Annotated in this window: 25 protein-coding genes; 9 read left to right on the forward strand and 16 right to left on the reverse strand. The window is 42.8% G+C overall.

Annotated elements, in window-relative coordinates; translation table 11 throughout:
* Nucleotides 1–8: 8 nt before the first annotated feature.
* Both BW980_RS19410 and BW980_RS19415 read left to right on the forward strand, forming a co-directional pair.
* Nucleotides 9–932, forward strand: coding sequence for a PorP/SprF family type IX secretion system membrane protein (locus BW980_RS19410; RefSeq protein ID WP_076456823.1), 924 nt, complete (start codon nt 9–11; stop codon nt 930–932).
* A gap of 12 nt (nt 933–944) precedes the next feature.
* The gene (locus tag BW980_RS19415) at nt 945–2,897 is read left to right on the forward strand and encodes an OmpA family protein (protein WP_076456824.1); all 1,953 of its coding nucleotides are present in this window, start codon (nt 945–947) and stop codon (nt 2,895–2,897) included.
* Nucleotides 2,898–3,036: 139 nt separating this feature from the next.
* On the opposite strand, the gene BW980_RS19420 is transcribed toward BW980_RS19415, so the two are convergent.
* Nucleotides 3,037–3,939 (reverse strand): NAD-dependent epimerase/dehydratase family protein, encoded by a 903-nt coding sequence (locus tag BW980_RS19420; protein WP_076456825.1) that lies wholly within the window; start codon nt 3,937–3,939, stop codon nt 3,037–3,039.
* 64 nt (nt 3,940–4,003) lie between these two features.
* Between BW980_RS19420 and BW980_RS19425 the strand changes: the two genes are divergently transcribed.
* Entirely contained in the window at nt 4,004–4,498 is a 495-nt protein-coding gene (locus BW980_RS19425) for a hypothetical protein (protein WP_076456826.1), read from the forward strand.
* 254 nt (nt 4,499–4,752) lie between these two features.
* Here BW980_RS19425 and BW980_RS19430 read toward each other — a convergent pair whose 3' ends face one another.
* The 4 genes from BW980_RS19430 to BW980_RS19445 form a co-directional block, all read right to left on the reverse strand.
* Nucleotides 4,753–5,457, reverse strand: a complete 705-nt coding sequence (locus tag BW980_RS19430) for a hypothetical protein (protein ID WP_076456827.1) — start codon at nt 5,455–5,457, stop codon at nt 4,753–4,755.
* Between the two features lie 150 nt (nt 5,458–5,607).
* Nucleotides 5,608–5,979, reverse strand: coding sequence for a hypothetical protein (locus BW980_RS19435; protein ID WP_076456828.1), 372 nt, complete (start codon nt 5,977–5,979; stop codon nt 5,608–5,610).
* A gap of 117 nt (nt 5,980–6,096) precedes the next feature.
* Nucleotides 6,097–6,900: an SDR family oxidoreductase gene (locus BW980_RS19440; protein ID WP_076456829.1), complete on the reverse strand. Its 804-nt coding sequence runs from the start codon at nt 6,898–6,900 to the stop codon at nt 6,097–6,099.
* The gene (locus BW980_RS19445) at nt 6,893–9,178 is read right to left on the reverse strand and encodes a M20/M25/M40 family metallo-hydrolase (RefSeq protein ID WP_076456830.1); all 2,286 of its coding nucleotides are present in this window, start codon (nt 9,176–9,178) and stop codon (nt 6,893–6,895) included. Before BW980_RS19445 ends, BW980_RS19440 begins: the two co-directional genes overlap by 8 nt.
* A 204-nt stretch (nt 9,179–9,382) precedes the next feature.
* Here BW980_RS19445 and BW980_RS19450 point away from each other — a divergent pair, with 204 nt between their 5' ends.
* Nucleotides 9,383–9,850 carry a CBS domain-containing protein gene (locus BW980_RS19450; RefSeq protein WP_076456831.1) on the forward strand — a complete coding sequence of 156 codons (468 nt, stop codon included), beginning with the start codon at nt 9,383–9,385 and terminating at the stop codon, nt 9,848–9,850.
* Between the two features lie 92 nt (nt 9,851–9,942).
* Here the strand turns inward: BW980_RS19450 and BW980_RS19455 are convergent, their stop codons facing one another.
* From BW980_RS19455 to BW980_RS19470, 4 genes are all read right to left on the reverse strand, one after another.
* Nucleotides 9,943–10,293, reverse strand: coding sequence for a hypothetical protein (locus BW980_RS19455; RefSeq protein WP_076456832.1), 351 nt, complete (start codon nt 10,291–10,293; stop codon nt 9,943–9,945).
* A 1-nt stretch (nt 10,294) separates the two neighbouring features.
* A complete protein-coding gene (locus BW980_RS19460; protein ID WP_076456833.1) occupies nt 10,295–10,786 on the reverse strand; it encodes a DUF6265 family protein in 492 nt (163 codons plus the stop codon).
* A gap of 61 nt (nt 10,787–10,847) precedes the next feature.
* Nucleotides 10,848–11,423 (reverse strand): pentapeptide repeat-containing protein, encoded by a 576-nt coding sequence (locus tag BW980_RS19465; protein ID WP_076456834.1) that lies wholly within the window; start codon nt 11,421–11,423, stop codon nt 10,848–10,850.
* A 78-nt stretch (nt 11,424–11,501) separates the two neighbouring features.
* Nucleotides 11,502–11,714 carry a hypervirulence associated TUDOR domain-containing protein gene (locus BW980_RS19470; RefSeq protein ID WP_076456835.1) on the reverse strand — a complete coding sequence of 71 codons (213 nt, stop codon included), beginning with the start codon at nt 11,712–11,714 and terminating at the stop codon, nt 11,502–11,504.
* Nucleotides 11,715–11,990: 276 nt separating this feature from the next.
* Between BW980_RS19470 and BW980_RS19475 the strand changes: the two genes are divergently transcribed.
* Both BW980_RS19475 and BW980_RS19480 read left to right on the forward strand, forming a co-directional pair.
* Nucleotides 11,991–15,035, forward strand: a complete 3,045-nt coding sequence (locus BW980_RS19475) for a SusC/RagA family TonB-linked outer membrane protein (protein WP_076456836.1) — start codon at nt 11,991–11,993, stop codon at nt 15,033–15,035.
* A 10-nt stretch (nt 15,036–15,045) separates the two neighbouring features.
* Nucleotides 15,046–16,695, forward strand: a complete 1,650-nt coding sequence (locus BW980_RS19480; protein WP_083690552.1) for a RagB/SusD family nutrient uptake outer membrane protein — start codon at nt 15,046–15,048, stop codon at nt 16,693–16,695.
* 92 nt (nt 16,696–16,787) lie between these two features.
* On the opposite strand, the gene BW980_RS19485 is transcribed toward BW980_RS19480, so the two are convergent.
* Nucleotides 16,788–17,414 carry a chloramphenicol acetyltransferase gene (locus BW980_RS19485; protein ID WP_076456838.1) on the reverse strand — a complete coding sequence of 209 codons (627 nt, stop codon included), beginning with the start codon at nt 17,412–17,414 and terminating at the stop codon, nt 16,788–16,790.
* A gap of 195 nt (nt 17,415–17,609) precedes the next feature.
* On the opposite strand from BW980_RS19485, the gene BW980_RS22675 reads away from it, so the two are divergent.
* Nucleotides 17,610–18,227 carry a collagen-like triple helix repeat-containing protein gene (locus tag BW980_RS22675; protein WP_175609928.1) on the forward strand — a complete coding sequence of 206 codons (618 nt, stop codon included), beginning with the start codon at nt 17,610–17,612 and terminating at the stop codon, nt 18,225–18,227.
* A gap of 37 nt (nt 18,228–18,264) precedes the next feature.
* Here the strand turns inward: BW980_RS22675 and BW980_RS19495 are convergent, their stop codons facing one another.
* The 6 genes from BW980_RS19495 to BW980_RS19520 form a co-directional block, all read right to left on the reverse strand.
* Complete coding sequence (locus BW980_RS19495) at nt 18,265–18,702, reverse strand: hypothetical protein (RefSeq protein WP_076456840.1); 438 nt, start codon at nt 18,700–18,702, stop codon at nt 18,265–18,267.
* Between the two features lie 92 nt (nt 18,703–18,794).
* On the reverse strand, nt 18,795–19,310 hold the full coding sequence (locus tag BW980_RS19500) for a hypothetical protein (protein ID WP_139327740.1): 516 nt from the start codon (nt 19,308–19,310) through the stop codon (nt 18,795–18,797).
* 220 nt (nt 19,311–19,530) lie between these two features.
* Entirely contained in the window at nt 19,531–20,100 is a 570-nt protein-coding gene (locus tag BW980_RS19505) for a hypothetical protein (protein ID WP_076456842.1), read from the reverse strand.
* A 388-nt stretch (nt 20,101–20,488) separates the two neighbouring features.
* Nucleotides 20,489–20,890: a hypothetical protein gene (locus BW980_RS19510; RefSeq protein WP_076456843.1), complete on the reverse strand. Its 402-nt coding sequence runs from the start codon at nt 20,888–20,890 to the stop codon at nt 20,489–20,491.
* Between the two features lie 102 nt (nt 20,891–20,992).
* A complete protein-coding gene (locus BW980_RS19515; protein WP_076456844.1) occupies nt 20,993–21,784 on the reverse strand; it encodes a hypothetical protein in 792 nt (263 codons plus the stop codon).
* 201 nt (nt 21,785–21,985) lie between these two features.
* Nucleotides 21,986–22,486 (reverse strand): hypothetical protein, encoded by a 501-nt coding sequence (locus BW980_RS19520; RefSeq protein ID WP_139327741.1) that lies wholly within the window; start codon nt 22,484–22,486, stop codon nt 21,986–21,988.
* Between the two features lie 229 nt (nt 22,487–22,715).
* Between BW980_RS19520 and BW980_RS19525 the strand changes: the two genes are divergently transcribed.
* Nucleotides 22,716–23,048: a single-stranded DNA-binding protein gene (locus BW980_RS19525; protein WP_076456846.1), complete on the forward strand. Its 333-nt coding sequence runs from the start codon at nt 22,716–22,718 to the stop codon at nt 23,046–23,048.
* A 111-nt stretch (nt 23,049–23,159) separates the two neighbouring features.
* Nucleotides 23,160–25,259, forward strand: coding sequence for a DNA helicase RecQ (recQ, locus tag BW980_RS19530; protein WP_076456921.1), 2,100 nt, complete (start codon nt 23,160–23,162; stop codon nt 25,257–25,259).
* The last annotated feature ends 17 nt before the right edge of the window (nt 25,260–25,276 follow it).

Genomic DNA, 25,276 nt, shown 5'->3' on the forward strand with positions numbered 1-25,276 from the left:
TACCTATTATGAAAGCACTTTGTACTACTATAAAGATAGTTATGGTCTGCTATCTCGCATTTAAAATGAGCGTGGCCTACGGTCAACAACCTCCGCAGTACACACAATATATGTATAATACGGCCGTATTGAATTCGGGCTACTCGGCCAACAGTACGTTAGAGGCAACTCTTTTGCATCGTTCGCAGTGGGTCGGCATAGACGGTGCCCCCGAAACCCAGTCCCTTTCGGTACAGGGGAAATTACGCGAACGTATCTCCCTTGGGCTTACGGCCATTAACGATAATATCGGGGCCGCAAACGACCTTGATGTCAACGGAACCTTTGCGTATGAGATACCCACAGGGTATACCACCAAACTATCGCTGGGCGTCAATGCCGGGATCGATGTTCTAAAAGTCGACTGGTCCAAAGGTATTTACCAAGACGGCCTAGATCCCGTATTTGCAGAAAACGTAAATAAAATTCGACCCGTGTTCGGTGCCGGGGCCTACTTCTATAGTAGCAACTGGTATGTTGGCCTATCTACCCACAATTTTTTGAACTCGCAAATCTACAACGATGACGAAGTGGAGGTAACGGACCGAAAAAGCCAGTATTACTTGATGGCAGGTTATGTTCTGGATCTATCCGATAACTTGAAGTTCAAGCCGGCCATTCTGACAAAACATGTGGCAGGGGCGCCTATAACCGTAGATGTGTCGGGTAATTTTCTGATCAAGGAAACATTGGCCTTGGGCTTGGCCTATCGTTATAACGACGCGATCAGTGCCTTGGCCGGTCTGCACATTTCTAAAAGCTTCTTTCTCGGATATGCGTATGATTACTCTACGACCGGTTTAAAAAGCTATAACGATGGTTCGCACGAAATCATTCTCAAATACAACCTGTTCAATGCCCAAAAAAGGGCACTGTCACCAAGATTCTTCTAAAAACCGACAATCATGAAAAAAATAGTACTATACATATTTATGGGTACATGCCTTATGGTTACTGCTCAGAGCAAGGAAGAAAGAGCCAATTCTTATTTTGAGGATTTTAAGTTCGACAAGGCCATAGAACTGTACAGTGATTTGGCCGCTGAAAAAAAAAGGCCTTCCCTTGATGTCATACAACGCCTGGCCGATAGCTATTTTAATATGAATAGGTATCAAGAAGCCGTAAAATGGTATGAAAAACTCTACCTGATCAAAGGTAAGGAAGTGGGAGAAGGCAATATTATTAAACTGGTGCAAAGCCTTAAGGCGAGCATGCAAATCGATAGGGCCGATGAATTGCTCAGGGAGTTCTATACCGATGAGAAGCGATTGAACATGATGTTGGCGCAGAAAAAACACTTGGACAGTACGCTCGGACAGAAAGAGAAATACGAGGTGGTAAACCAGGCTTTTAATAGTATCAAATCAGATTTCGGCCCTATGTTTTTTAACGATGGGTTGATCTTTGCCTCGGCACGTGACACTATCAAGTCCAATGGGGAACTATACCCTTGGAACAAACAACCTTATTTGGATTTGTATATAACCCGCCCTAGCGATGCGAGTTATGTACCCGAAAAATATCTGGAAAACCTTGAATCGTCTTACCATGACGCTACGCTGACCTTTTCTTGGGATGGACAAACCGTGTATTTTACCCGAAACTATCTCAAAAAGAAGAATAAACTCAGCGCCAACGAAGAGGGCTTGTCGAACATGCAGATTTTAAGGGGAACCATAAGCAACAACGAGCTTATCAATGTAACCTCATTGAGCTTTAACAGTAAAGACTACTCTTGCGGACATCCGGCTTTGAGCCCAGATGGCAGACACCTGTATTTTACGTCGAACATGCCCGGTGGCTATGGTGAAAGTGATATTTATGTAGTAGACCTTAACAATGACGGAGAGGTACTTTCCGATCCCATGAACCTCGGTCCTGCGATCAATACCCGTGGTAGGGAAATGTTTCCCTTTATCAGTGGTGACGTCCTGTATTTTTCATCCGATAGCCATTACGGCTTAGGAGGTTTGGATATTTTTGGGTCGGTAATTTCTTCGAAGACCGATTATTCCCTGCCCTTGAACCTAGGAAAACCCTTGAACAGCAATATGGATGATTTTTCGTTCATAAGGGAAGATGAAAAAGGCAACGGATATTTTGCTTCCAACCGAGCGGGAGGTAAGGGCGATGATGATATTTATCGCTTTGAAAAAGTAAAGGCTACCGATTGTCTTGAATATTCGGGTTATGTGTTGAACCAACAAACAGGTCAACCGATAGCCGAAGCCAATATAGAACTTAAAAATACGGTCGATGAACTTATTGTCGTTCACAGAACCGATGCCATGGGGTATTTCAATATTACCCTTCCCTGCAACAAGAAAAATACGATCGTCTTTTCAAAGGCGGGCTATTCTAAGGAAACGATAGTGCTAGAAACGGGTGAAAACCCCGCAGCGCCATCTGTCGATAATAAAATTTACCTAACCCCCTTTGATAGCTTGGTAGAGAAAGAGGGCGACGTAGAGAAAATCAGGGTGAACCCGATTTATTTTGAATACGACAAATCTGATATTACCGCCCGGGCGGAAATTGAATTGGACAAGGTGCTCTTTGCCATGGAGAAATTCCCCGAAATAAAGATCAAGATCGAATCCCATACCGATTCCAGGGGTACCGATAAATACAATTTGGAGTTATCGGACGATCGTGCCAAATCAACAAGACGCTACCTTCTTTCAAAAGGCATCGATGCGGATAGAATTGAAAGTGCCAACGGGTATGGTGAATACCGTTTGAAAAATGAATGTTCCAATGGCGTAAAATGTAGCGACCAGAAACATTTGGAAAACCGTCGGTCTAATTTTATCATAGTTTCCAAGAAGGCCGATGAGAAGCCTTATGCTAAAAAATAAGATAAAAATAACACCTCCGGATAGCTCCTGTATTATTTCGTGGGCTTGGAATTTTATTTGAGCATTCGGATTTCTGCGTTAGATTGTTGGAATTTTTGTCTTAGGGAGCCAAATTTTCCAACATTTCTTTCGTAGTGCTTTAAAGATCGAAACGGGCTTGCCAGCCCCAATCGTTACGGGCTTTTGAATCGTTAATGCTACTAGGCCATGAATCGGCAATCGCCTGGCGAAAATCGGGCTTGTACGATATTTTGAAATCCTTGATGTGCTTTTTGATTTGCTCCGCTATTTGAGCCGGGTTAAAGCTCATAGCCGCTAAATTGTATGAAGCGCGCACTTTTATGTTTTCCTTATCGGCTTCCATGAGTTGTAATGTCGCCCTTATGGCATCGTCCACAAACATCATGGGCAATTCGGTATCTTCCTTTAAAAAGCAGGTATATGCCCCTTCCGACAAGGCCTTATGGGAAATTTCCACCGCATAATCGGTGGTGCCTCCTCCAGGCATGGTCTTCCAACTGATAAGTCCGGGATAACGTATACTACGCACATCGACCCCAAATTTATAGTGGTAGTATTCACACCAGCGTTCACCTGATTGTTTGCTGATACCGTACACGGTACTGGGGTCCATTATGGTGCTTTGCAAGGTATGTTCCTTTGGGGTATTGGGCCCGAAAACGGCAATACTTGAAGGCCAGAATATTTTGTTTACTTTCTTCTCCTTACCCAAGTTGAGTACGTTAAAAAGTGAATTCATGTTCAGGTTCCAGGCGCGCATCGGAAATTTTTCTGCCGTGGCGCTCAACATGGCCGCCATCAAGTAGACCTCGTTGATGTCGTAGTAGGCCACAATTTCTTCAAGGGCGTTGTAATCGGTAGCGTCTAAAACCTCGAAAGGTCCAGAATCCATTAGGTTTTTACTCCCCTCGCGAATGTCACTGGCAATTGTGTTTTCCTTGCCAAATTTGTCACGAAGGGCCAATGTGAGCTCTGTGCCTATTTGACCACAAGCACCTATGATCAGAATGGATTTTTGCATTAATGTGGCGTTAAATGAGTTGTGTAATAAAGATAGCGTTTCTTAAAATTTGTACATTCGCTTTATGAAAAGAATCTTCTTTTTTAGTGCGATGTTGGTTTTGTTTCTTTCCTGCAAGGAAGAGAAACAGGAATCGACGGCTGAGAATACCGAAAACTATGAGATAAATACCGAGAACTGGGACAAAAAGCTAGCGGTAAAACCCAAGGCCGAAGCCATTTTGAAAGATTGGGCGGAGTTTGCCGCACTCGAAACCAGTTTTGATGCCCTCTATACGGTGGCCAACCGTGACGACCTGAACTTGGTGATCGAGAACCTGGTCGCCAAACAAAATGAGTTGGAAGAATCCACCTATCCCGAAGCGTTCAATGTTCCACAGGTGAAAAGCCGGCAAAAGGTTTTCAAGACCTATGCGCTAAAAGTAAAGGGCGATTTGTTTTATAGAACCGACCCAGAGGAATCGGTTGTTCAAATGATCGAAGCCTACAACGCTTTTAGAAACCAGTTCAATGTGGTTGTAAACAATACCTTGGATACCGAGTTGATCCTAGACTTCTAAAAAAATCACTTACAGCAAGAGGGATAGGCCGCATGGGAATGGTATGGCTAAGGCGCTTAGTTGCAATATACCTTGACCCGATGCGGTGAACTGGGGTTTATATAGGTGCTGTCCGGTACTATTTTATTCTATGGTACCGTTTCCTCCATCATTGATAAAACATCAAGGGAATCACAGGAATGGGCTAATGCCTATAAAAAAGTGCCGCGTACTGCAATTTGCAGTACGCGGCACAAGGTAAGGTTATGTAAAAGTTACTCCTTTTTATCTGCTTCTGCAGGTGAGTTTCTTCTAGATTCAAGAGCCTGCTTGCTTAAACTGGCCAAATTGAAATTTGGGTCAAGGGCAAGGGCTTCGTCTATTTTTGCTATGGCTGCATCTATGTTGTCTTTGTTATTGTCAAATATGGTAAGCGCCTTTAAATGTAAAAAGGCCGCTTTTAAAGGGACCTCATAAGGTTGTTGTCTTTCGTAAAAGGCATACTTCATATCGTCTTTGGCATTGGCTATGCCGTAATCGATATTGATGGTGGCAGAGGCAAGGTCGCCGGTCTGGATTTTAAGATCGGCCAGTTCATAGGCCAAATATGGGTTTGGGGTTCGCTTAAAAAGTTCTTCAAACTGCTCTAAGGCACGTTTGGGTTGGTTAAGGGCCTTTAGTGATATGGCCTTCACTTGTACGGCCATGTCAGAATCGGAGGCCTCTTTTTCAATACCGATGGTATTCAAGGCCTGCATATGTTGATTGTTGTTCGCATACACAAAGGCCAAGGTGTCTTTGCGCTCCTTAGAGGGCGAAATGACATTTAGATGGGTTAGCGCGTTGATTACCCCGTTTACATCACCTTGGAGCCTCATTTCATTATAAAAGGCCTCATAGTGTTTCTGTAAGTCGCTTTTCGTTTGTGCTGTTGCTGAAAAACCGATGCTCAAAAGCAAAACGGCGATAATCTTCTTCATGTTTCCTTATTTATGGTTCTTTAATTTTCTTCAGGTGGGCAAAATTAAGAATATTATCGGTATGTAGCTGTGAATAAAAGCATAATGGAGTTTTGGGTATAAAAAAAGGCGCCGTTTAGGCACCTTTTTTATATAGTTTTACATGTTGTACTACGCAACCAACGAAAGCTCGTTGCTTCTGTACGATTTTAAAAGCATGGCGTAAAAAGCAATACTTTTTGGTTCTTTATCTATACATGACTCCAAGAAGTCGTATAGATGCTTATACCACAGATTGGTCGACAATGTTGGAATACTAAGATTCACTTTTTTGGGATCATAATCATTGTCATCCATGACAATGTCCATTTCAACCCTTCGTCTATGGTAATCGATAGACACATGAACTGCATTGTAATGATGTTTTAATAGCGCTACATGCAAGTCTTTCATTTTTTGGGGAACTTTTTGCTTGGTACAGCTCGAAGCGATTAGATTTTTGATTTCAATCAAAATCTGGCTTCTTAAACCTGAATTTTCCATGGCAAATAGTTTTAATTTAGATTCCAAAGTTAGTCTTAAATCGACGAAATGCAGGGGGTGTTAACAACTATTGATCGAGTTTGTTGTGAAACGTGCCGGAGCTGTTGTGAAACGAATCTACAACGTTGTAGTAAATTTGAATTTCTTAACATTTGTAAGGGTTTGCGAGTGAATTAGCTTTCCCTTGGCCCTTGTATCATTATCATATTCAGGGGGTTGAATTCGGTTTTTGTGTGCTTGTAAGGTATAGTACTCAATTTTTGTAGGATGATACGGGAAGACGGCATTGAACAATTCTGCCCACCAGTTTTTCGTAACTATTTGAAGTATGATTTCTATGCAGTCGTTTAAATGTATGAGGTTGATAGGGGCCTTGCCGTTCTTTAAATTTTTTCGTTTGGAAAGCATGGTGACCGGATGCCTATTTGGTCCGATCAAGCCTCCGAACCTGATGACCGTGGTTTTGAATTCTTCCTCATTTTGAAAGAGCCGTTCACATTCCAAGAGCTGTCGGCCCGATTCGGTGGAAGGCCGGGGAGGGGTCTTTTCGGTTACTTCACCATCTATATCACCATATACCGAGGTGCTGCTCACGAAAATGACATTTTTGATGGTAGATGCTAAGATGGCATCGTGTACCAATTTCATTTTTTGAACGTAGTTTTCACTATTGCCGCCCCGAAGCTTAGGGGGGACGTTCAAGATGAGCACATCGGTATTGCTTAAAAACGAATGGATGTCCCCGGTGATTGCGGTCTCGGAAAGAGAAATCTGAAAAGCCTCGATTCCTTGGCCGGATAAAGCGTCGAGCTTGCTTTCCGAAGTGGTGCTTCCCTTTACGCGATACCCTTTTGATATAAAGGTTTTGGCCAAGGGCAGGCCGAGCCAGCCGCAGCCCATAATGGCTATGGTATTATTCAAATCTGATTGTTTTTGTGGTTATGATGGCATCATTGAGTACAAAGGGCATAGGGATACTGTTTTCAGGCCGTTCCGGTACTTCAAAGAGTGGGTGGGTCAGAAGATCGTTTGACGCTTCGTAAAATGTAAGCTCGAGAACACTGTCTTTTGGGAGGGTGATTTCAAGTTCGGTATAGGCGTCGTCAGTGATGTAATGGGTAACCAGCTTTGTCGATTTCCGTTGGTTGAGGTAAAAAGGCGATAGCTCAAGTTGATTGACCTTGACCTTTTTGAAATTCGACGTTTTGGTAAAGACATCAAGCCGGTTTACGTGGCGTTTTGGGGTAACGCATAGTATTAACTTTCGGTCGTTTCCGATGAGCGTATCTTTTAAGGTTTCTATATTCGGGCCTTCGATAGTTTTCAAAGGGGCATTTGCAGACCGCGTAAATACGGTGTTGTACTTACTTCCGATGGTATGTTGGTTCAGTTTTTCGATACTGTTATTCCCTTCCCCTAAAAAAGCTTCGTTCCACGTAATGGGTACTTGGTCGTAACTGGCCCATTGAGCCGTTTGACTATCCGTATCTAGAATGTAGACCAGACTGCTCGGTTTACCGTTTTCTGCATCGAAGCCTGAGTGTATATGGGCGTAGGCCATAGCTCCGATAAAAATGAGCAGTCCCAAATAGGCCCATTTCTTTTTATGTCGGTACTTGGCAAATAGGGGTAGTAATAGAAAAAAGGTAAGGGTGACCAACAAGGTACAGCCCACCAACATCTTAAGGCCGAGTCCCACAGGGAAGCCTTTGACCAAGGGAGCGTACAGCCATACGGCCGGTAAACTTAAAAACAGCAAGGGCAGCACATCGGGAGCCTTTTGGTTTGTGCTTACATAGCCCGCGGCGAGAAGGGCGAATACGGGTACGATAAAAAAGCTTGCCCCTGGCAAATACTGGGCCATAAGCCCACAGATTACCAACCATAACACTAAAGGGGCCACGAGCAAGTCGGCCGTTGCCAGTTTTTTGAACTTATGGTAAATGCCAAAACAAATGGCTATGGCAAGACAGGCAAAGGCCAAAATATAGGCGTAGCCGTTATACGTAAAGCCGTGCAGCATATCCTTGTATTCGGGGTATGCCCATTTTAACACGGGCCAGCTGAAATACCCGACAAGGCCATTGGTAATGACGGAAAAAAGCAAGGGGACAAAACCGGCAAAAATACCCTTCAGTGTCAAGGCCTTTTTTCTAAACCCGTATACTAGAAGACCAATAAAGGAAAGAATGGCCAATAGGAACATGGGCCAGATCCAATCAAAGGGATAGGAAATAACACCGAAAAGGGGCATGTTGAAGTAAACGTAGTCATTGGGACTTTGCAGTTGGCTGAGGTCGGCTTGGCTAAAATGCTTTAGTAAGGGGATTAGGTAACTACCTTGGTGGGCCAATGTTTTTTTGTCCAGGCGTTCGTAGGCATCCTGGGCGGTGTGATAATCAAAGTGATCGTCGATAAAGGCAAAGTTGAACCCTTGGATATCGCGGTCTTCCCTAAAAATGGTTAGATCGGTATCGTTCGGAAGCATTTTGTAGATGCTGTAATATAGGGAGTTTGCCATGGGGTATTCGGGATTGGCCCTGATAAACCCACTTATCAAATGTTGGTTGCCCCTATTGGTTTCAATAAAGGTATAGCTTGGTCCTCCACTTCCCCTGGCCTCGAAATTGAGTACAAGGCCCACATCTTTCGCCCATTCGTGCCGGTTGACAAAGAGGTCAGCTCCGTTCAGACCCAGTTCTTCCCCATCGGTGAACAATATAATGATGTCGTTTTTGGGTTTTTGCTTTTCCGATAGAAAGGCGCGTACTCCTTCTAGAATAGTTGCCACGCCGCTACCGGCATCACTGGCGCCCAAAGAGGAGTGTGGATGGCTGTCATAGTGAGAAAGTAGAAGTAAGGCCTTGCCGTTCTCGGTTCCCTCTATTCTAGCGATAATGTTTTCTGGTTTGCTCATATTTCCCCAGTCGCCGACCGCATAATCGTTTTGCAGGGAAGCTTGCAATCCCATTTTTTCCAATTCGGAAACAATATGGTCCTGGACCTTTTTATGCGCGGGGAAACCCACGGCATGGGGCTCTCGTGAGAGTTCTTTTACGTGTTTTAATGCGCGATCGGTAGAAAAGGCCGATGCCGCTGCAGAACTATCTTCGTGGTACACCGGCATTGAAGTGTGAAACCCCCAATAGATGGCAGCGACCAGAAGTAGAAAGGAGAGGGTAGCGGGGAATTTTCTCATTTGTTAAAGTTCTCAATTTTAAATATAAAATTCTAGTGGAATTCGGTTTTTTTGAAAGGGGGTATTTTTTTAAATTGGTATTAATTTGTATAAATTAAGAATAATACAATAGGTAATACGTCGAATAACTGAGTATTTTATTAAAAAATTCATTATCTTTAGTAATTAACCTAATCTGCCGCTAGGCAATAAAAACTATACTATATGGGAATAAAAAGTTTTCAAGGCCCTCGGGCAAAAGTCGATGTCAAGAAAGAGTATGAGGCGCCCATATTGGTTTCAGACTACATGACCAAGAAACTGGTGACATTTAAGCCTGACCAGTCTATTCTAGAGGTTATGGAGCTGTTTACCAAGCACAACATCTCGGGTGGTCCTGTCATGGATGACAATGGTTTTTTAGTTGGCATTATCTCAGAGGCCGACTGTATGAAGCAGATTTCCGAAAGCCGGTATTTCAACCAGCCTATTCTAGACAAAAGTGTAGAGAAGTTTATGACGAAGGAAGTTGAGACAATTCCCCATGATATCTCAATTTTTGACGCCGCAAGCATCTTTGATAAGCACAATAGAAGAAGGCTTCCGGTTATGAAAGACGGCATTTTGGTCGGTCAGATCAGCCGAAAGGACATTGTTATTGCCGCTCTGAAATTAACAGGCCACAATTGGTAATGTCACGTTCTCCCCAAACGCATTGCCAATAAATGAACACGAGTGCTTTCCTATGGAAAGCATTTTTTTATGGTAGTATGGCCCTGAAGTGCTTATTCCCGCTTTACGATCATATAGATATCGTTGTCGAGTGGCAGGTATCCCAAGTCGTACACAAAGTAGTAGACCGTGCCTTTTTTGGTGGTGTAGAGGTTGGTGATAAAATCGAAATCGAAGCCTTTGTCCAACAACTTTGCCTTGGTGGTAGTGGTCTTGCCGTCTTTTAGGGGGAAGCTATCTAAAATTCGGTAGTTCTTTCGCAAACGGTTGTTCGTATTGCGAATGAGATTGTTAGCGTCTTTGTTCGCCTTGTTGTGGTAGGCGTTTCGGCAATAATCGGAACAGAATTTCTTGTCGACGCGGCCTATGATTTCCCGGCCACAATCCAAACATTTTTTTTTCACCCTATTCTTTTTTAAAGTTAAAGGTTACCTCTTCGGCAGAACCATCTTCATTGCCGATTTGGGCGTAAATATTGATTTCGTCATTACTTACCTTTTCAAAGGTAAATCCTTCAAAATACACACGCTTACCGTCAACTTTTACCAATTTGAACGATTGCACTTCGTCTTTCTCTTCCCATCCCTTTAAATCACCATGAAAATGCTTGAGTTCATATACTAGGGTGTTGTCGAGCTCGCGAATGTGCCCCAGTTCATAAAAACCAACTTGGCCGTCCGATACCAGCTTAAAGGAAAACATCATGGAACCTCCCAAAGGAGGACCCCATATTTCTTCGGTAATACCTCCGAAGGCCTCGCCCGACCAATGGCCTTGCATCCAGGAAATGTCTTTTAACATGGCTTTAGGTGACGCGGCGCCTTCCGGAAGTGTCATAGTGTTTTGGCCATGTACGGCCGTTACAACAAAAAAGAAAGCACAAATAAAATAGCGCATGGTCTAAAGGTTTATAGGATTGTAAGATACATAATTATCCGTTTTTAAACGTATATAAATATCAAGGCTCTATTGATAGGTCATATTTGTTTAAGAGGCCAATGAGCCCCTCTTTTGAGAAGCGGGCTTTTTTGATATTGTTTTTTTCGGGGTCTATGTTAAAGTTGATGGCTGTTCTAAAATCGGCTTTTTGCAGGTCGGTGCGGTCGAAAATGGCATTTTCTAGATCGCATGTGTCGAAAATGGCATTTTTGAGAAGGGCCTCGGTAAAGTCGGTTTGAATCATTTTACAGTCCACAAATTGTTGCTTGCTCAAAGTGAGTCCTAAGAATGAGGAATAGTTGAGCGTACAATCGTTGAAACTAAAACCGATGAGAAAGGTATTGCAATCTTCAAATTTTAGTCCCATCATTTTGCAATGGGAGAAAGAGACCTCCTTAAAAGTGGTATGGCGAATGTTGGCATTGCTGAGGTTACAGTCGATAAACTCGCATTCCATAAAATTTTGGTTGTCGAGGTAGGCATCTGAAAAATCGCAACCTTCAAAAGTGCAGTTTTCGTAATCCCCTTTGGGCAGTTTGTTTTGGGTAAGGTCGCTTCCCTTAAAGGTTTGGTCGGCAATAAAGGGTTTATCCATAATCAGGTCAATTGATGTGCAATTTCCTGAAATGACTTTAAATATCCTAAAAAAAGCAGGGTTTCGTTTTAGAGCGTATCAATCGATGCGTTCAACCTCGCTCTCGAGCTTCAATACGTCACTGCCGTCTTCCTGTTTGATTAAGAGGGCTTTATTGTCGGTCGAGCCGTTTCGGGTAATATCATGATTTTCAATTTTTAGGGTGACCGATTTCGTATAAGTGTCTTCCACTTTGCCTTGGGCCTGTCCCGATCCCCATTTCAATTTTACCTGTGTTCCTTTTCTGATCATAGTGTCCGTAATGATGTTTTTCCCAAGAAAAGAAATGGATGGCACATTAAAGGAGGCGATAGGGGGAAATGCTGATCCAATCGAGAAATGATACGTAGCAATTGGGCTATGGCGCCTAAGGTCAAAATTCTAGGGTATAGGTCAAAGGACGACAGCGGTCGGTCATGACGAAAAAATGGGGCTGCCTTATTTACCCCCTTTTTTAAACCTCATTTTCCACCTCAAGTATTTTGTTGTTGTAGTTCTTTGGATCAGAAACTATTTAACTCAATAATTATGAAAAAAACCAACCCTAAATTTAAGACCTTCATACATGGCAAGACTTTGCTCTGTATGATGTTGTTTTTGACAAGTTTGGCCGTTATGGGCCAAAATTCGGTGAGCGGAACCGTTTCCGATAGTAACGGGCCTTTGCCGGGGGCCAATGTAATTGTAAAAGGGACCCATAACGGTGCCCAAGCTGATTTCGATGGAAACTATGCCTTGAGCAATGTTGCCGACGATGCCTTATTGGTGTTCAGTTATGTGGGGTTCAAGACCAAAGAGCTTGCCTTGAACGGACAGACCGTCATCAATGTAACCTTGGAAGAAGATGCAGAATCTTTGGACGAGGTTGTAGTAATTGGTTACGGAACCCAAAAGAAAAGTGATTTGACCGGTGCGGTAGCGGTGGTTAAGGGAGAAAAGGTAAATATAGCGCCCACCCCAAGTTTGACGCAAAACCTATCGGGAAAATTGCCGGGGGTCATTACTCGACAGGAAACGGGCAAACCCGGTGACGATGGAGGGGAATTTTTGATCCGGGGCAAAAGTACCTTTGGGAACAACAGCGCACTTATTTTAGTCGATGGAGTGGAGCGCAGTATTGATCGGCTCGACCCGAACGCCATAGAGAGTATAACCATATTGAAAGATGCCGCTTCGGCCGCCATTTATGGGGCACGTGCAGCTAACGGTGTGGTTTTGGTAACGACAAAGCGTGGTGCACTAGGGGCACCAAGCATAAGTTATAACAGTTCCTTTGGTTTTCAATCTGCGGTACAGGTACCCGAAATGCTAAACGCAGGTGAATTTGCCCAGTATTTTAATGAAGCCAGTTTGAACAGTGGTGATAACCCGGCTTTTACAGATGAACAAGTACAGGAATACCAAAATGGAACTTTGCCCAGTACCGATTGGTGGGGAGAGGTAATCCGAAAATCGGCACCGATCCAACAACAAGGTATTACCGTAAGTGGGGGTGGCGAAAGGGTCAGGTATTTTACCAGTTTAGGTATGCTCGACCAAAAAGGATTGTATGAAACCTCTTCTTTTAAAAGATATAATGTAAGGGCCAACGTAGATATTGATTTGACCGACCGGTTTACCCTCGGAATCGATTTGGCCGGAAGAAAAGAGAACATAAGCGATTCAAGTAATTCCCCCTTTAATTCACTTTTGAATTCCCAACCCACCTCACCGGCGTATGTGCCCGATAGTGTCGAACCGGGTGGATTAGGCTATAACGGGGTGAATATCAATCCTATTGGCGAGGCAATACATTCAGGGTATAAAAGAACCAATTGGAACGTGTTCCAAGGTAATTTTAAATTGAAATACGATATTCCTATTGAGGGGTTGACCACTACTTTCAAGTACAATTATGACCATTCGTTTAAAAATGAAAAAGAGTTTAAGGAGCCTTATACCTTCTACGTGTCAGATCCGGTCAATAATATCTATACCCCGTTCAATAGCATTTCGAACATTACATTGATCGAGGGCTATGATGAGATCGTGCAAGAGACCACCCAGTTTTTTTTGAATTATGATAGGGAGTTTGGGAAGCATAATTTAGGGGCCCTGTTCGTTTATGAAAAGGTCGATAACGAAAGGAAAAATATAGAAGCAGGCCGTCAAGGTTTTGTTTCACCCTCTATTGACCAGTTATTTGCCGGTGGGGCAACGGGCCAGACTTCTGACGGAAAGGCCTCTGAAAGCGCAAGACAAGGCTATATCGGACGTGTAACATATAGCTATGCGGATAAATATTTGTTTCAGGCCAATGTAAGGCATGATGGGTCTTATAACTTTCCAAAAGACAAAAGATGGGGTACGTTCCCCGCTTTCTCTGTGGGTTGGAAGATTTCAGAAGAAGGTTTTTTATCGGGCGTAGATGCCATAGAGACCCTAAAGCTTAGGGCTTCATGGGGTAAGTTCGGTAACGATAGGGTAGGGCCGTTTCAATTCTTGTCGGGCTACACCTTTAAGTCTGGATCCGTTATCGGCACTTCGGGGGCGTATAATCCCGGTATTCAAGATACGGGAATTCCCAATCCTAACATCACATGGGAAACGGCAACGGCCAAAAACCTTGGATTGGATTTTAGCCTTTGGAAAGGCCGTCTCTCGGGTGAATTCGATATTTTCAGTAAGCGTACCGAAGATATCTTGATTGCCAGAAACGCTTCCATTCCAAAGACCTTTGGCGCCAGTTTGCCCAAAGAAAACCTCGGTATTGTAGATAACAAAGGTTTTGAATTGGCCTTGACCTACAAGGGGCGTATCGGTGAAAATTTCAAGTTTGAACTATCGCCCAACATGACCAAGGCGACCAGTGAGGTCATCTTTATCGATGAGCCCGATGACGTTGAGGATAGAATACGAAAAACAGGCCGACCCTTTGATCAATTGTACGGATATACTTCCGAGGGCCTTTTTAAATCACAGGAAGAAATAGATGGATGGGCCGACCAAGATGGTCAAGGCAATGCCTCCCTTAAAACGGGTGATATCAAGTACAAAGATATTAACAATGATGATGTTATTGATGGTTTTGATGTCCAACAAATTGGTAAGAGCGTTATTCCTGAGATCGTATATGGCCTAAACCTGTCGATGTCTTACAAGAACTTTGATTTGAACGCCAGTTTTCAGGGCGCTACCGATTATAACAGCTATGCCTATATCGGAGCCTTTAGTCTAGGGTCGAATGCCATTCGCGAAAGGGTTTTGGATTCGTACAGGGAAGGAAACGAGAATGCGACTTTTCCTAGGGCTTATTTCAATACGCCCCCGAATAACGAGCGTACCTCTACTTTTTGGATGATAGATGGATCGTATTTAAAGTTGAGAAATGTAGAAGTAGGTTACAATTTGCCCGATGCCGTAATGGATAAACTGGGAATTGATTCGATTCGCTTCTTTGTTTCCGGAAACAACCTTTTGACATTTTCTAAATACGATTTCTATGATCCGGAACGGCCTTCCAATAAAAGTGGGAATTCGCTTTACTATCCGCAGTTGAGACGTGTAAACCTAGGTTTTAGTGTAAACTTTTAAAATTAAAAAAATGAAAAGGATAAAAATATATATGTCCCTGGTCGTGATTTTTGCATTTGCAATTTCATGTGAAGACGGATTTTTAGAAAGAGAACCCTTAGATATTATTAGTGAAGACGTGGTCTATAATGACCAAGGTTATGTAGAATCTGTTCTGTATCGATTGTATAATTATATGCCCGTAGGTTTCCCGGGAAGGGGGCAAGACAATCAGCCGGGAAACAATGCCTATGGTTTTTCTTCCATCTTGGATAATAATACCGATATAGCCATGACCAAAAGTGCTTGGATCGAAACGTGGAAGGTGATTCGTCCCGGTTTGATGGATGCTACCAATAACCCTTTGGACAACTGGGAAACCCTGTACAAGGGAATATACTTGGCAAATACCATTCTGGCCAATATTAAAGATAGCGAGTTGGAAGATGAGGTCAAGGCTAGGGTTACGGCAGAGGCCCGTTTTGTAAAGGCGTTTCAATATTTTGACCTGGCCCGAAGATATGGGGCCGTACCCTTGATCAAAGAGTTGCAATCGATCGATGATGAATTATTGTTGCCCAGAACCCCGGTAGATGAGATTTACGAATATATCGATCAAGAGTTTACCGCTGCCGCCGCCGATTTGCCATCGGTATCGGAACTTCCCGATTCTGAAATCGGAAGGGCCACAAAAGAGGCCGCATGGGCCTTTAACGGAAGGGCCCAACTGTTTGCTAAAAACTATGCACGTTCCGCAGAATTGTCGAAGGCCGTCATTGACGGGAACGGGTACACCCTGTCTTCAGATTATGAAGGTTTGTTTCAAACCTATGGCGGAGATCCAGAGGTTATTTTTGAAGTGCTTTTTAACGGTACCGACAAGGGCCATTCGATGGATAAGGTAATGCTGCCTTTCAGTTATAGGGCCGATTGGGGTTCGCAATGTAACCCTACGCAAGAGTTTGTAGACAGCTATGAAATGGCCAATGGTCTGCCGATTACGGATCCGGCATCTGGGTATAATCCCTTAAAGCCTTACGAAGGAAGGGATTCAAGGTTCTACGCTACCATATTGTATCAAGGAGCCGATTTTATGGGCAGGAAAATGGATTTGCTTTTTCCCGATGGGGTAGATGCGCCTTTGCGTACCGGCCTACATACCATAACCGGCTATTACATCAGAAAATTTATGGACCAAAGCGCGCCTTTTGGTGTTGATTTTGGACAAAGCAAACAAAGTTGGATAGAGATGAGGTTGGCAGAAGTATTGTTGAACTATGCCGAAGCACAAAATGAGGTGGCAGGTCCAGATGCGTCGGTCTATGATGCCATCAACAGGGTACGTACAAGAGCGGGGCAGCCCGACTTGCCCGCCGGACTCTCAAAAGCTGATATGTTCGATAGGATCGTACACGAGCGCAAAATTGAATTGGCCTTGGAAGGTCACCGTTTTTGGGACCTTAAACGATGGGGCATGGGCGTAGAGGTATTGAACAATAAGGTTTTTACGGGAATGAAGGTGCTGGATGTCGACCCTGTAACGGGGGAAATGGAACTAGAGCCTTTTCCGGTGGACAACAGGCCTGTTACCATCTACTCAGAGAAGTTTGATCTGTTCCCTGTTCCTCAGGCCGAAATAGAAAAGAATCCTAATTTACTTCCGCAGAACCCTGGTTACTAGGGGGCGAAGTTTATAGTGAGTTGCACGTTAGTTGAGTTGAAAGGGTTACGGAATATTTCCGTAGCCCTTTTATTGTACTCGAAGTTTTGGTGTTATTCCAGCATTAAGTTTTGAAACTTCTCCAAAAACTGTGCTACGTGATAACCGTCTACCAATGCATGGTGTACATGAACGGAAACGGGCATAAACAGTCGGTCGCCTTTGGCGGTCATTTTTCCAAAAGTAATTTTCGGACAGCTATCGGGCCGTGCGTAGTGTCGGGCGTGCGAAATCGAAGTAAAATCGACCCAAGGAATGGCCGAGCAGTGCACCACATTCTCTCCCGATTCTTCGGGCGGCATAAGCCGGTCTGAATTTTGCACCTTTTCAATGGCCGGTAGGGCCAAGGCAAGAAAATCTTCAAAGTCCTCGCGATACTTTACGTGTGAAAAGCCAAAAGCGCCGTTTTTTTTATTGATGGTCGGCGAGGCATTAATGGTCTCGTACTCGTACAACTTGCCGTCAACGATCCGGTACCTGAATTCAAGCGTTCTGTTTACGGCAACCAAGGATTTGTGCAAGTAGGACAAGAAAAAGGAATGACCATTAGCCTTTGCGGCCTTATAGGTTTCCGTGCAATCTAATTTGGTGGCAATGCCATGAAAGGGCTCGTCAAATTTTGAAAAGAACTCAAAGTGGTCTTTCCTGTTCCAAGTTTCGATATTGATTTCTTTGCGCATACTACGTTTTTAGTAAAGGGTTTTGGTTTGTTCGTGAAAAATACTCAATGCTGGTGGAATCGGCATAAAGAGATGCTTTTTTTGGTTGGGGCCAGAAATGGGGAGTCTGGGAGAAATGGTTGTTTTTTCTTCTTGATGTTAACCTATGCTACTGCTTGGGTATGAAGTAGTACAACAAACTGATAAAATTGAAATATGAAAACTACTGTAAAGATTTTGACTAGTATGGTAATGGTATTTACCATTGCATTGGCCTCATGTTCCAAAGATGGTGTGGATGGTGATGTCGGAGCACAAGGGGCAACAGGTCTTCAAGGACCCCAAGGGGAACAAGGCCTAAAAGGGGATAAGGGAGACCAAGGCGAACCGGGAACTGTCAATGTAATGTATAGTGATTGGCTAGACCAAGACTTTAATTTTAGCGATGAGGCGAGCTACAAATCAATGAGGGTTATAGAAGCGAACCTGACTCGAGATTTTTTAAATAATGGCGGTATTGTACTGGGCTTTTTCAGAAGAACCAAAAATTCAATATACCAATTGCCCCGGGTTTTTGACTATGGGGGCTTTGCCATACGTCATGATTTTGTGGCCATCCATTTTCCCGATAGGGGGGAGGTTCGGTTTAATGTAAGTTCTATAGACGATACGGATCTTTCGGAGCATGAGCTTATAGGCTCATCCATTTCCGAACCGCAGTACAGATATGTCATGATTCCCGGTGGGGTGAGTCTCTCAGGGCGTTCTTCTCGACCGAATTTTGAAAAGATGTCGTATGAAGAGATCGCGGCGTATTTTGATTTAGAGGATTAAAGACCAGGCCATACGCTTTAGGTTTTGGTACGGAATTCTATAAGGTTTTGAAGTACTTCCTTTTTAAGTCTTTTGTTTTGAGTTTGTCGCAGCCCAAAACAAAAGTTCTGTAGGCGGGCCTTTTAGGTCCGAAATAGGGAATCTCGTCTTGAATGAATTTAATCTCTCTTTTTCTTAATTCTTCGGATAATTCCATTTTCTCTTCCTTTGAAGTTGTCATTCCGATACAATGGGTTTTCGCCCATTTGTCCGATTGAATTTGATCAAAGGTATAGGCGATCAACTCCTTTTCCGTATTGAAGATTTTGATGTTTTCTTTGATTCCGCTTTCGGTGTAATACCAAATATATTCGCCCTTGGTTTTATCGATTCCAAACCCTTCGTAAATTGCGTTTCCGTTTATGGAATAACTATTAAAATTATAGCAATGCCGCTTCATCCAGGTTTCTAGCTCTATTTCTGTTTGGGGAATCATTACAGGGCAATTTTAAAATAATGGGGAGTCAGTCTTAGGTAAACCAAAAAGCTTTGGTAAAGTGGGGCTTGGTGTATGGGGCGATACGGGACTTATTTATGTTTCTTTAATTCGTTTTTGACCATTTTTTCAAGTTGCTTCATTTCATCTTTGGAACTATACAGTTCTATAAAAAAAGAATCGCCATTTATTTCAGAGCCTACATAAAGTGCAAAGATAAGTTCGTTTTTAACGATAAGTCCCAGCTTTTGGTGCGTTCTCATGCCAATTCGCGATAGGTTTTGTATTTCGGACTGCCCTTTTGGGTTTAACGTAAAAGATAGTCCGCACTGTTTTTCGGATGCTTTAAAATATTTATCCTCCAGACATATTCGTTTGACCTTGTCAAAATTACCGATAGGTAACCAAGGTCTTTTTTGAATAAAATAGTATTCGTTAGGGTTATTTTTTAAAACCCTTTTAACGCCTGTGGAGTCGTTTAATAAATATATGCCCGATGGTAAAATCCCTGGCTCCGTTTCCGGTTTCCCTTGCAATAGGTGCATTGTACTGGAGCCTATAGTGGACATAAAAAGAACGATGGATATGGTTTTTGTAAAAATGCTCATTATGTAGGGGTGCTGAAAGTTTTAGATTTTTTCCAATGGTTAAATGCTACAAGGTTATCTTTCAAGAGTGTGGTTCGTTTTTACTTTTTTTTCCTTTTGTCATCTCGATAATCTATAGAATAAAGAAAACCTTGTAATCTCTTGTGCTTTGTCTCTCGGTTTGTAAGAGGTAGAATTACTTTGCAGCATGGGTCTGTGGGTCGCGAGCTGCTTTTTGGTTCTAAAATCGATATCCAATGCGGAGGTGTAAGTTTGCGGCGACGTCTCCTTCGTTTTCAGAAAATCCGGCATTTTTTGCAAAAGAATAGCGGTAACCAATTCCAATACCGGTTTCGTAGTTCAAATGATTTCCGATATTTCTTCGAATTCCCCAAGTGGGAATTATTGTCAGCTGGTTAATAACATTAATGTTCTCGTAATTCGATATAACGAACCAATCGGGCAAAAAACTGGTTTTTAGGGAAACAAAATTACCTGCATTATCTGCCGTATTTTTAGCTTTCGAAGCGCGTTTCTTTAAGTTGTAATACCATCTTGGTTCAACCGAAATGGAGGGGATCAATAAATATCCTGTTCCATCGTCATAAAAAACGCTGCCTCCGAAAAAACCGGCGTCGAGTCCCACTTCACTTCTCAAGGCAATGTGGTCACTTAACTTACTTTCGTTGTGGAACCAAAGTCCTAAAATCCCTGTTTGTATTCCATATGTCGATTTTTCAACGGTTCCGTCTTGGCATTGGGCGGAAAAGGCCAAGGCAAATAATGTAAAGAACAAAAAAGTTTTTTTCATAATTTTTTTTTGTTTTACGGTGAAGCTGATAGCTCAATTTTCTTTTAGTCACCAAACCTACGGGGTTTGCTGGGCTAGTACATACCGGCCATTAATTTGTCACATACCATCCTATTTGCTATTACGGTGTTGACAATTGTATTGTTTCGGGTGTCGTTTTTTGGTGACATCACTTTATGGTCTTACTAGAATGAAACGAAACTACTAAATTTAAAATGCTCAATAGCCCCAAACCCTATTTGTGCGTCTCGATTAGAATCTAACGCGGTTGTTCAATATATACGGAAACCCTTATTTCAATTAAAGTAGGGGCATTATTGAAATGGGGTAATAATCGTAAAGATTAGATTAGGCCATCACAGTAAAAAAAGCACATATAATGGTTTTATTATATACTTTGTTCATTTTCCTTATCGCTAGTTTCTTTCTCAACGAGATCGAAGTATTTATCTTTTCCTATAGTCATATAATATAAGGGGTATAAAAACACGATTCCGGCTATGATGCCCAGTATCATGATTTTCGTAAGCACGAGAAGTAGTGCCAAAAACATAAAAAAGGCTTTAGCGACACCCTCATACTCAAAGGTATTTAGGGTAAATGTTACGGTTTGTGCATCGCTAAGGTTTACGGTGCGTTTTTGACTCGTACACCAAGCGGCTTTTGCATAAATTTCGCAGGGTCCGTTTTCTACTTCATATTCTTGTTCCCCTTTTTTTATGGTGCCACGGTCTTTTTCGTTGATGTATATTTTGGCCGCAGTGGCACTTTCTATTTTGATTTTTCCCATTTTTTATATTTAATCTTGGTCTATATGAGGGATAAAACGTTTAGAACTGTTTATTAGGTGCTTGGCCAAGATATAACTGAATTATGGCCTGTTCGCTTTAGGTTATTTCCCGAATAATTTTTTCCAAAATCCCTTTTTCGCCTCTTTCTTTTCGGGGGCAATGTTTCTTACTTTATATTCGGCGTTTGCAGCGATTTCCCCTTCTTTTAATTTTTCTTGTTTTTCAATTTCCGCAATCTGTTCCATGGCGGCTTGCCTGTAGAGTATAGCCCCTTCCGGGTCGCAGTTTAAGAGGTTTGAATAGCAAGAAGACTGGTTGAGGTCCAAGGGATTGGGCTCTACAACTTCGGTTGCCTCTAGTAGGCCTAAATCATGGTCTTTCGCATAGTTTAGAGCTTTTAAAAACACCTTGATCCTGTCGTACGAAAACAAATTGTCTAGTTCGCTTTTGATTTCGGGGTTATTTTCATAATCCTCTAATAGCTCAGCTACTTTGTCGGCAGGAATATAAACACCCGAACAATAATTCTCTATAATGGCATTGTGTACTTGTTCGGTTAACCTTTCATTGGGCACTATTTCATTCCATTTTTTATAATAGGCCTGAAGAAAAGGTTTCTCGGAAAAGGAAAGGGCAGCGCCTCTAGTGTAGAAAAACTTCTCAAAAAAGCCTTGAACGACGGCCACATAATAGCCGTGGCTTTTGTCAAAAATATCATTCTGCTTGGTTTCTAAAGCTACCTTGATCGTATTCTCATACTTTTCCTTATAGAAATCTTCAATATTATTTTCGGTAGAGAGTTTCTCTATTAAGCTTTGATTGTCGAGTACGTCAAAATACCATTTGTTTATTTGCTTTTCCGATATTGGATGATAACTTATATCCCAACCCATATTTGTTTATTTTCTAATTATTGATATTAAATATTTATCGTTATTACTGCGATTATATTTTATAATAACTCAAATAATTATCTCCCAGATCCATGTATAATCGCTTCCTTGCATGGATCTATGTTTTGGTGGAAGTAGCTACACCCCTTAATGTGATAGGCTTCACGGCCTTGTACGGTTCTTTGGTCTGGGTAATGTTTACTATTCGATCATGCCTGTTATAAACTGGCCAGCCTTTCCTGTATCGTTATTGCTGACCACCAAAGGCACCCTGCCCAGTTTGGCTGCAAATTCTTTCGATCCTTTATCAAGAACATAAGTATGGTCGTAATACCAAGAATCGGATTTGTTCGCTTTTACGCTCTTTTCGGTTTCTTCAAATAAGACTAGGCACCATTTTGATATTTCCTTGTTTTCAACCTTTCGCTTTAAGAAACCAATCGATTTCGCACAATAAATATCCCATGTTACAACAAAGATCACATGATAATCGATGAGCTCGTTAAACTGGAGGGATGTACCGGATTGTACGTGCTTGATTTTAAGCGTGTGGTTTTGAATAAATTCAATTGCAGACGAATTATCGAGTAAATTGGATAGTTGACAATAGGCCCGTTTAGGGTGTGCAGAGAAAGCTCTGTAATGTTCTGGGGTATCCAAGTATTTTTTCTGTCTTTTGAAAAATCGGTCTAGTATTCTCATGTTTAGCATTTAGTAGGTTATTATGATTGGGTGTATAATACGTACTAAAATTAGCAAATTTTCTTACAAAATATAATATACTTATATTCAGTAAATAAAACGTTTTTAAACGTTTACAAACGAAAACAATTGTTTTGTAACCGATTAGAATTTGGTCGCCGTTCTAGGTTTGCAGTGTTGAATCCCGGTGGTTCAATAGTATGAACTGTTTAACGTAAAAATTAGTAAAATGAACGCCTTAAAAAACAAAGTACAGTTGATTGGAAACTTGGGCCAAGACCCAGAAATTGTAAACATGGACAATGGCAATAAACTCGCCAAATTTTCCATTGCTACCACGGAAACTTATAAAAACGCCCAAGGTGAGCGTGTAGACGATACCCAATGGCACAATGTGGTGGCCTGGGGAAAGACCGCAGAAATCGTAGAAAATTATTTGATCAAAGGTAAACAGGTGGCCGTCGAGGGCAAGCTCACCCACCGGTCGTACGAGACCAAGGAGGGCGAAAAACGATATATTACCGAAGTACGTTGTAACGAACTTTTGATGTTGGGTAAATAGAATATGCCGTTCTTTGCAAATGAAGCGACACCAAGGGGCAATATTGCGCTCTTTGGCCTCGCTTCATTTGTTGCATCGGTATTTTTAATAAACAATCGTTATACTTATTGCATGGCGCTTACAACAGAACAAGAACTGCTTCCCCTTTTAAAGACCAATTTTGGCTACGATTCGTTCCGTCCCAATCAGTGGAGCGTAATCAGCGATGTACTGGCCAAAAACGACGTTTTGGCGATTATGCCTACGGGCGGGGGAAAGTCGCTTTGCTTTCAGCTTCCGGCCTTGGCCATGAACGGAACGGCCATTGTTATTTCCCCGCTGATCGCCTTGATGAAAGACCAAGTGGATGCCTTGACCGCCAATGGTATTTCCGCGGCCTATTTCAACAGCTCCTTAGCGCCCGAAAAACGAATGGAAGTAGAGAATCGATTAGTGAAAGGCGAGTTGAAGTTGCTCTATGTGGCTCCGGAAAGCTTGGCCTTGGTACAGCATATCCTGTCTGAAATCACCATCAGCCTTTTTGCTATAGACGAAGCACATTGTATCTCTTCCTGGGGGCACGATTTTCGTCCGGCCTATACGCAGTTGGGGAGCCTAAAGCGGCAATTCCCCGGAGTACCCCTAATTGCCTTGACCGCTACGGCCGATACCACGACCCAAGACGACATTTTGGAACAGTTGGGCATTCCCGGTGCATTACGTCATTTGGCTTCCTTTAATCGCCCTAATATCTCCCTAGAGGTGCGTCCGGCCCAAGACCGAATTTCACAGATTCTCGGTTTTCTCTCGGAACGGCCGAACGAAAGTGGAATTATCTATTGCCTCAGCCGAAAAAGTACACAGACCATTGCGGACAAACTGTTGGCATCGGGTTTTGAGGCCAAAGCCTATCATGCCGGTCTTCCTGCCGAGGAACGAAGTCAGGTGCAAGAGGACTTCATTACCGATCGCGTGCCTATCATTGTGGCGACCATTGCTTTTGGAATGGGCATAGATAAGAGCAACGTGCGATGGGTAATCCATTACAACCTGCCCAAAAATGTGGAGGGTTACTATCAGGAGATCGGACGTAGCGGACGTGACGGTCTGCCTGCAAAAGCATTGCTCTTCTACAGTTTTGCCGATGTGGCACAATTACGCAGGTTTATTTCTTCGAGCGAAAATGCCGATGTGGAATACGCCAAGTTAGAGCGTATGCAGCAGTTTGCAGAAGCCTTAAGTTGCCGACGGATCGCCCTGCTCAACTACTTCGGGGAACATATGGTCGAGAATTGTGGCAATTGCGATATGTGCAAGCGTCCTCCAAAGTATTTTGATGCTACCGTACTCACCCAAAAAATATGTTCGGGCGTGGCACGTTTAAAGGAACGTGAAGCTATGGGCATGTTGGTCGATGTGCTTCGCGGGGCACAGAACGCCCCAGTGTTCGAGAAGGGTTATCAGCATATAAAGACCTATGGAGCGGTAAAGGAGGTGTCGTGGCAAGACCTGCAGCAGTACATCATTCAATTGCTCAACCAAGGTGTGCTTTCCATAAATTTTAGGGAAGGCGGTCGGTTGGCGCTTACGCCATTGGCGAAACAGGTGCTTTATGAAGGCAAAAAAATACAGCTTGCCATTTTAGAAAAACAAAAGGCCAAGCCGAAAAAGGAACGAAAAACCAAGGCCAGTGCGTCAGGACTATTCGAAAAGCTTCGGTTGCTACGGCAAAAAGTGGCGGCGGAGCAAGGGGTGCCTGCCTATGTGGTCTTTAGTGATGCCAGTTTAAAGGATATGGAGGAAAAACTTCCTAGGAACGAAACCGAGTTCATGGAAATTTCCGGGGTAGGTCAAGCGAAGCTGGAAAAATATGCGACCATATTCTTGAAGGAAATCAACGAACATAAAGCGGAAAAGAAGCGAAAAAAGGCGAAAAAGAATCCCAGTCACCAGCTTTCCTTCCAATTGTTGAAGGAGGGATTTTCCGTCGAAGATATCGCCAAACAACGGGGAATACAGGAAAGTAGTATCTACACCCACCTGCAAAAGGCACATGCCGAAGGGGCTCCGGTAGATTTGGGGCAGTTTATTTCTTCCGATGAGATCAAAAGTATCAAAAAAGCGCAATCTGAACTTCAGGGTGCCGACGGCCTAAAAGTATTCTTCGAATATTTTGAAGGCAAGATGCCCTACTGGAAAATTCAAATGGGACTGTATCTGATCGGAAAGTAAAATTTGTGGACAAGTGT

Source organism: Zobellia uliginosa, from assembly GCF_900156625.1.
Lineage (GTDB): Bacteria > Bacteroidota > Bacteroidia > Flavobacteriales > Flavobacteriaceae > Zobellia > Zobellia uliginosa.